The 6151-nt window shown below is 34.9% G+C and carries 4 protein-coding genes and 1 tRNA gene; 3 read left to right on the top strand and 2 right to left on the bottom strand.

Annotation, left to right across the window (positions count from 1 at the left end):
* Positions 1-20: 20 nt before the first annotated feature.
* Positions 21-278: a hypothetical protein gene (locus ENL20_07985; protein ID HHE38498.1), complete on the top strand. Its 258-nt coding sequence runs from the start codon at positions 21-23 to the stop codon at positions 276-278.
* Between the two features lie 120 nt (positions 279-398).
* Entirely contained in the window at positions 399-773 is a 375-nt protein-coding gene (locus ENL20_07980) for a response regulator (protein ID HHE38497.1), read from the top strand.
* Positions 774-1030: 257 nt separating this feature from the next.
* Here the strand turns inward: ENL20_07980 and ENL20_07975 are convergent, their stop codons facing one another.
* Together ENL20_07975 and ENL20_07970 are read right to left on the bottom strand one after the other, a co-directional pair.
* The gene (locus ENL20_07975; GenBank protein ID HHE38496.1) at positions 1031-3751 is read right to left on the bottom strand and encodes a pyruvate, phosphate dikinase; all 2721 of its coding nucleotides are present in this window, start codon (positions 3749-3751) and stop codon (positions 1031-1033) included.
* A gap of 535 nt (positions 3752-4286) precedes the next feature.
* Positions 4287-4359 (bottom strand) — tRNA-Lys (locus tag ENL20_07970).
* A gap of 244 nt (positions 4360-4603) precedes the next feature.
* Between ENL20_07970 and ENL20_07965 the strand changes: the two genes are divergently transcribed.
* Positions 4604-6151: hypothetical protein (locus ENL20_07965; GenBank protein HHE38495.1), on the top strand; the 1548-nt coding region annotated here is incomplete at its 3' end.

Here is a 6151-nt window from a genome sequence, read left to right as displayed (position 1 = left end):
ATTAATATGAAGGGGGAAAAATGCGTAAGATTTTTTTAGCAGTTTTATTGCTAATGTTTGTTTCATTTAACTCATTTTGTTATGCACTAACATTAGCAGATTTGGAAGTAACAGTAAAGGAAGATGTGAAGGAATTTGTTGCCGCAAATCTTGATGATAACATTGAGTACATTACAATTGAAGAGCTTGAGGGTGAAGAATTTGAAGTTCTTGAAGTTACTGATGAATATGTATATGTAGTTGTTGATGGAGTATTATACATACTCGAAAAGGAATAAAATGAAAATCTATGAATTCGAAGATTACATAATAATCATTTATCAGGGAGAAATCCAGATCATCAAGAAAGGAAAGAATGATTAACTTAGATAAGTTTAATGAGGACATGTAATCAAGACATGGCAGGAATTTTAATAGTCGAAGATGAAAAAATTATAGCACAAGACCTGAAGATGACTCTAAATAATTTCGGGTATGATGTTCCTGCAATTGCATCATCAGGAGAAGATGCAATTATAAAAACCGCAGAAATTATTCCTGATCTGATCCTAATGGATATTATGCTGGCTGGCGAACTGAACGGGATTGAAACAGCAAAACAGATATTAGGTAAACACAGCATACCTTTGATCTATATTTCAGCGTATGCTGATGAAAATACGATTTTAGCAGCTAAAGAAACCAAACCTTTTGGTTACCTGGTCAAACCGTTTGAAGAACAGGAATTGCATTCCATTATCAGGATTGCCTTAGGTAAAGAAGAGGTAAATTAAAGATTTATTAAGATTATGACTTCCGAAGTTCTCAAAACTTCGGAAGTCCTTAGCTTGTTCCCAAACTTTCCGATACTTCGGGAGAAAACATTTGTAATGGAAACTCTTTTTCATTTCTGATTTATACATATTCAAAACAGAGTTTTACCTTAACATTCCCAAACAGGAGTTTGGGAACGAGCAATTTCTATGTTGGAAGCTTTGGAAAGAATAAAAACCTTCAAGGTTTTAAAAACCTTGAAGGTTTCTTTATACTTTTATTCCTTAATTGCAGCCTGAGCAGCAGCTAAACGGGCAATGGGAATTCGATACGGTGAACAACTCACATAATCCATTCCGATGCGATGGCAGAAATTAACAGAACTCGGTTCTCCGCCATGTTCACCGCAAATACCGATTTTTAGACCCGGTCTTGCTGCTCGTCCTTTGATAACTCCCATTTCAACAAGCTGACCTACACCTTCCTGGTCAAGAACCTGGAATGGATCATGTTTCAGGATTCCTTTATCGATATAGATTTTCAGGAATTTCCCGGCATCGTCGCGGCTGTATCCGTAAGTCATCTGGGTCAGATCATTTGTTCCGTAACTAAAGAATTCTGCATGCTTAGCAACTTTGTCTGCAGTAAGAGCTGCTCTCGGAATTTCGATCATAGTTCCAACAAGGTAATTGATCTTATCGTTTCTTTCAGAAAAAACTTGTTCAGCAACTTTCCTGACTATTTCATCCTGCATCTTAAATTCTTCAACTGTTCCGATCAAAGGTATCATAATTTCCGGTTTTGCAATGATACCTTTTGCTTTCAGGTTCAAAGCAGCTTCGATTATTGCTCTGGTCTGCATCTCTGTAATTTCCGGATAAGTATTTCCCAGTCTGCAGCCACGATGACCGAGCATCGGATTTATTTCGGATAACGATTCTACCCTTGCTTTTACTTCTTTGAAACTTATTCCCATCTCTGCAGCCATTTCTTTCTGCTCTTTATCATCTTTTGGAACGAATTCATGAAGCGGTGGATCCAAAAGGCGAACAGTTACAGGAAGGTTTTCCATTGCAGTAAAAATCCCTTCAAAATCTTCTCGTTGGATCGGCAGCAATTTATCTAATGCCTTACGACGACCTTTTTCATCTTCAGCCAGGATCATTTCACGAACAGCTTTGATCCTGTTACCTTCAAAGAACATGTGTTCGGTTCGGCAAAGTCCGATCCCGATAGCACCGAAATCTCTGGCAACCTTTGAATCGCGAGGTGTATCAGCATTAGTCCTGACTCCCATTCTTGTATGTTTATCACAAAGATCCATTAATTTTCCGAAATCCCCACTTAAATCAGGAGTTCTGGTCTCTACTTTTCCTTCATAAACTTCTCCGGAAGAACCATTCAAAGAAATCCAGTCACCTTCATGAAACAAATGATCATCACAAACTATAGTTCTTGCCTTGTAATCTATCTGAATCGAGCCTGCACCCGATATACAACATTTTCCCATTCCTCGGGCGACAACTGCGGCATGAGATGTCATTCCTCCTCGAGCAGTTAAAATTCCTTGAGAAACATTCATCCCTCTTAAATCTTCGGGAGATGTTTCAATTCTGACAAGGATAACTTTTTTCTCTGCATTAGCCCATTTTTCAGCATCATCAGCAAAGAAAACGATCTGCCCCGAAGCAGCTCCGGGAGAAGCGGGAAGACCTTTGGCAACAACATTTGCCTTTTTAACTGCTTCTTGATTGAAAACGGGATGTAGTAGTTCATCAAGCCTGTTGGGCTCAACTCTCAAAATGGCTGTCTTTTCATCGATCAAACCTTGATTAAGCATATCGATTGCCATCTTCACCATGGCAGATCCTGTCCGTTTGCCATTCCTGGTTTGGAGCAACCATAATTTACCATCTTGAATAGTAAACTCAAGATCCTGCATATCATGATAATGGTTTTCCAGTTTTGTTTCGATTATGCAAAGTTCCTTATAAAGTTTCGGCATTGTCTCTTCTAATGAAGGATATTTTTCTGCTCGTTCATTTTCTGAAATTAATTGCAGTTCAGCCCATCTTTTTGAACCTTCCAGAGTGATCTGTTGTGGAGTTCTGATTCCGGCAACAACATCTTCTCCTTGAGCATCAATCAGATATTCTCCATTAAAAATATCCTCACCTGTAGCAGCATCGCGAGTAAATGCAACTCCGGTTGCGGAATTTTTTCCCATATTTCCATAAACCATTGCCTGCACATTTACAGCAGTTCCCCAATCATCAGAAATTTCATTTATTTTTCGATAGTAAATTGCCCGTTCTGTATTCCAGCTATCAAAAACAGCACAGATTGCTCCCCAAAGCTGTTCCCATGGATCTTCCGGAAAATCATGTCCGGTAAACTCTTTGATCGCATTTTTGAATTTCATCACCAGGTTTTGCAGATCAGCAGCAGATAATTCCGTATCATCAATAACCTGTTTCTTTTCTTTGATCTCGTCAATGATCTTTTCAAAAGGATCAATTTCTTCTTTTGATGAAGGTTTCATTCCCAAGACGACATCCCCATACATCTGGACAAAGCGACGATAAGAATCCCAGGCAAAACGGTCATTACCTGTTTTATCTGCTAAACCTTTCACTGTAACATCATTCAAACCAAGATTGAGAACAGTATCCATCATACCAGGCATGGAAACTCTTGCACCGGAACGAACTGAGACCAGACATGGATTATCTTTATCTCCAAAAGTTGTACCCATAATATTTTCGATATTTTTTATTCCTGCAATAACTTCTTTTTTTAATAAAGTAATTATTTCTTCCTTTCCGATCTTATTATATTCAGTACAAACATCTGTAGTGATCGTAAATCCGGGAGGTACAGGTATGCCGATCAAATTCATTTCAGCAAGGTTCGCTCCTTTTCCTCCCAGTAGGTTTTTCATTTCGGTTTTACCCTCAGCTTTTCCATTCCCAAAAAGGTAAACTCTTTTTTTGTTCATCAGTAACTCCTTTTATATCATTAAATTATACTTTTGGAATTCAAACCAAAAAAGCAAAGTTATCTGTCAATCAAAATAAATGTAGATTTTTAGATTTTTATGAAAAATCATAAAAAGACAAATATAAAAAGAAAAATTGTAAAATAAAATAATCTCTGCTTTGATTAAAAATATTAGAGATAGGAGAAAGGGAGATGAAATACCAAAATACAAAACACAAAATTCAAATAAATAACAAAGAAGAAAATTTCAAATCCAAAACAAATCGAAGCATCGATATTAAAACTCAAAATATAAAATACAAATTTCAAATAAATAACATTGATCAAAATTACAAATTCAAAACGACTCAAGGCATAGCTGGTTTGTCATTTCGGTATTGTTTTTTGGAATTTATTTGTTTTTTGGGATTTGTTGTTTGTAATTTTATAGTATTTGGGATTTGCTGTTTGTGATTTGCTTTTTGTGACAAAATATAAACTCTTTAATCTTAAACTTTCAAATTCCGATACAACAAAATGAATCTAAAAAAAAATACATCCGTAGGGACTCGAACCCTAGACCCGCTGATTAAGAGTCAGCTGCTCTACCATCTGAGCTACGGATGCAATTGGAAGGCAAAATGTTCAGGGCGTTTGCGATGTCAAAGATTTTATTAAAAACTTTATTGAAAAATTTTATTAAGAATGTTCCCAAAAAATGCATATTGACAAAAACAAATAAAATATTTTAAGAACTACAAAAACCTTGCGAATGGTTAAAATCTCTGCAATGGTTGAAGATGATAAGCGACCATAACGGAGGTTTCGTTCCTCGACCATCCGTAAGGTCTCAAAAAAAAAGAGGAATTGGATGATTGCAGTATATATCGATAATAATGTCGAAAAATATTACGAAGAAATATATTATACAATTGACTTTGTATTCAAAACTTTAGGTTATGAATTTAAATGTATAACCAAATTAGACCAGTTAAATGAGAATGACATCTTATTTTATTATGGATTGATCGAGCCTAATGAGAAAGAAGCTCATATTCTTGCTTATGATAAGATCATGTTCTATATCCCGGTTGAGATTATTTTATTTTCAACCGGTACAGATAAAGAACAATTGAAAAGTATGCTGAAAACGATCGATCTTCCAAGACCTCTTCCCTGCTTTTCAAAAAAAAAGATAGAAGCTCCTGCCTTATATTCTCATAATGATGATCTTTATTATGGTAAATTTCAATTTGATATTTTTGGAAATATTTTTCTTAATCTCATAAATTACCATACCCATTCTTCATTCACTGACGATAATTACGGAAAGATATCTGATCCAAACACATTTCTTCTTGAATATTCCCTTTTTCCTTATACTAATGCTTATCTCTGGTTGATCGATAAATTCCTGCAAAATTCTGTGACAGAAAAAAAAACTCATTTTCTGGTAAAAAAGGAGTTCTGGCCCTCATCTGAAAATTTCGCAGTTGCTGTATCACACCCAATAGACAGTCTGCAGAAATGGAAATCATCAACAATATTTTCAAGTTCTTTAAATGAATTAATAATGTTTTATAAAGTTCAATACAATTTAAGAAGTTCTTTCAGTAAGATAAAATACCTGATTACAAATATCGAGGAATATTGGAATTTTGAAGAAATTCATGAAATCGAAAATAAACACAAGATAAAAAGCACATATTTCTGGGGAGTCGAATCTGATTCCAGAAAAGATGTCGATTATAAAATAGATGAACCGGATATTGCAGAGGAAATGAGAAAAATCAAAGATAGAGGTAATGAAATTGCTCTTCTGGCATCTGCAAAATCTTATCGTAGTGATACTCATTCCAATCAGAAAAAAATTTTATCAGACGCAATTAATGACAAAAATATCGGAGTCAGGCAAAATAGATTCAAATACGATTTTGAAGTTACTCCGGAGCTTCATAATAAAAATGATTATCTTTATGATTCATCTATGTCTTTTAGAAATCATATCGGTTTTAAAAACGGTATCGGTTTCCCATATCGGATATTTTCACAGAGAAAGAGAGATAAAATTGGAAAAATCGGATTGGATTTTAAGAAGAATTGTCTGGAAATACCTTTAACTTTTTATGATAATGCTTTAAAAATATCAAAAACGAAAATCCTCACTTATGATAAAGCAACCGAACTGATGAATGATCTGATAAAAGCTACGAATTCAGTTAATGGTCTTCTAACTCTGGATTTTTCAATCTCGAATTTTGCCGATGTCAATTACGCTCCAATCTTATTTGATGAAACTCTGAAAAAACTCAGGCAAAGAAAAGTATTCTGGGGAACTTATAAAGAAATAGCTGAATGGTGGAAAAAAAGGGAAACAGTTTTAATAAAAGAATTATCCAGAGATAATTTCTCTATATAT

The organism is Candidatus Cloacimonadota bacterium (genome assembly GCA_011372345.1).
GTDB lineage: Bacteria > Cloacimonadota > Cloacimonadia > Cloacimonadales > TCS61 > DRTC01.
This window is presented reverse-complemented; position numbering and strand designations above follow the sequence as displayed.

What these genes read in the sequence shown, in the direction of transcription:
- ENL20_07985 (HHE38498.1), top strand. Translation starts at nt 21, where the DNA reads ATGCGTAAGATTTTTTTAGCAGTTTTATTGCTAATGTTTGTTTCATTT.
- ENL20_07980 (HHE38497.1), top strand. Translation starts at nt 399, where the DNA reads ATGGCAGGAATTTTAATAGTCGAAGATGAAAAAATTATAGCACAAGAC.
- ENL20_07975 (HHE38496.1), bottom strand. Translation starts at nt 3,751, where the DNA reads ATGAACAAAAAAAGAGTTTACCTTTTTGGGAATGGAAAAGCTGAGGGT.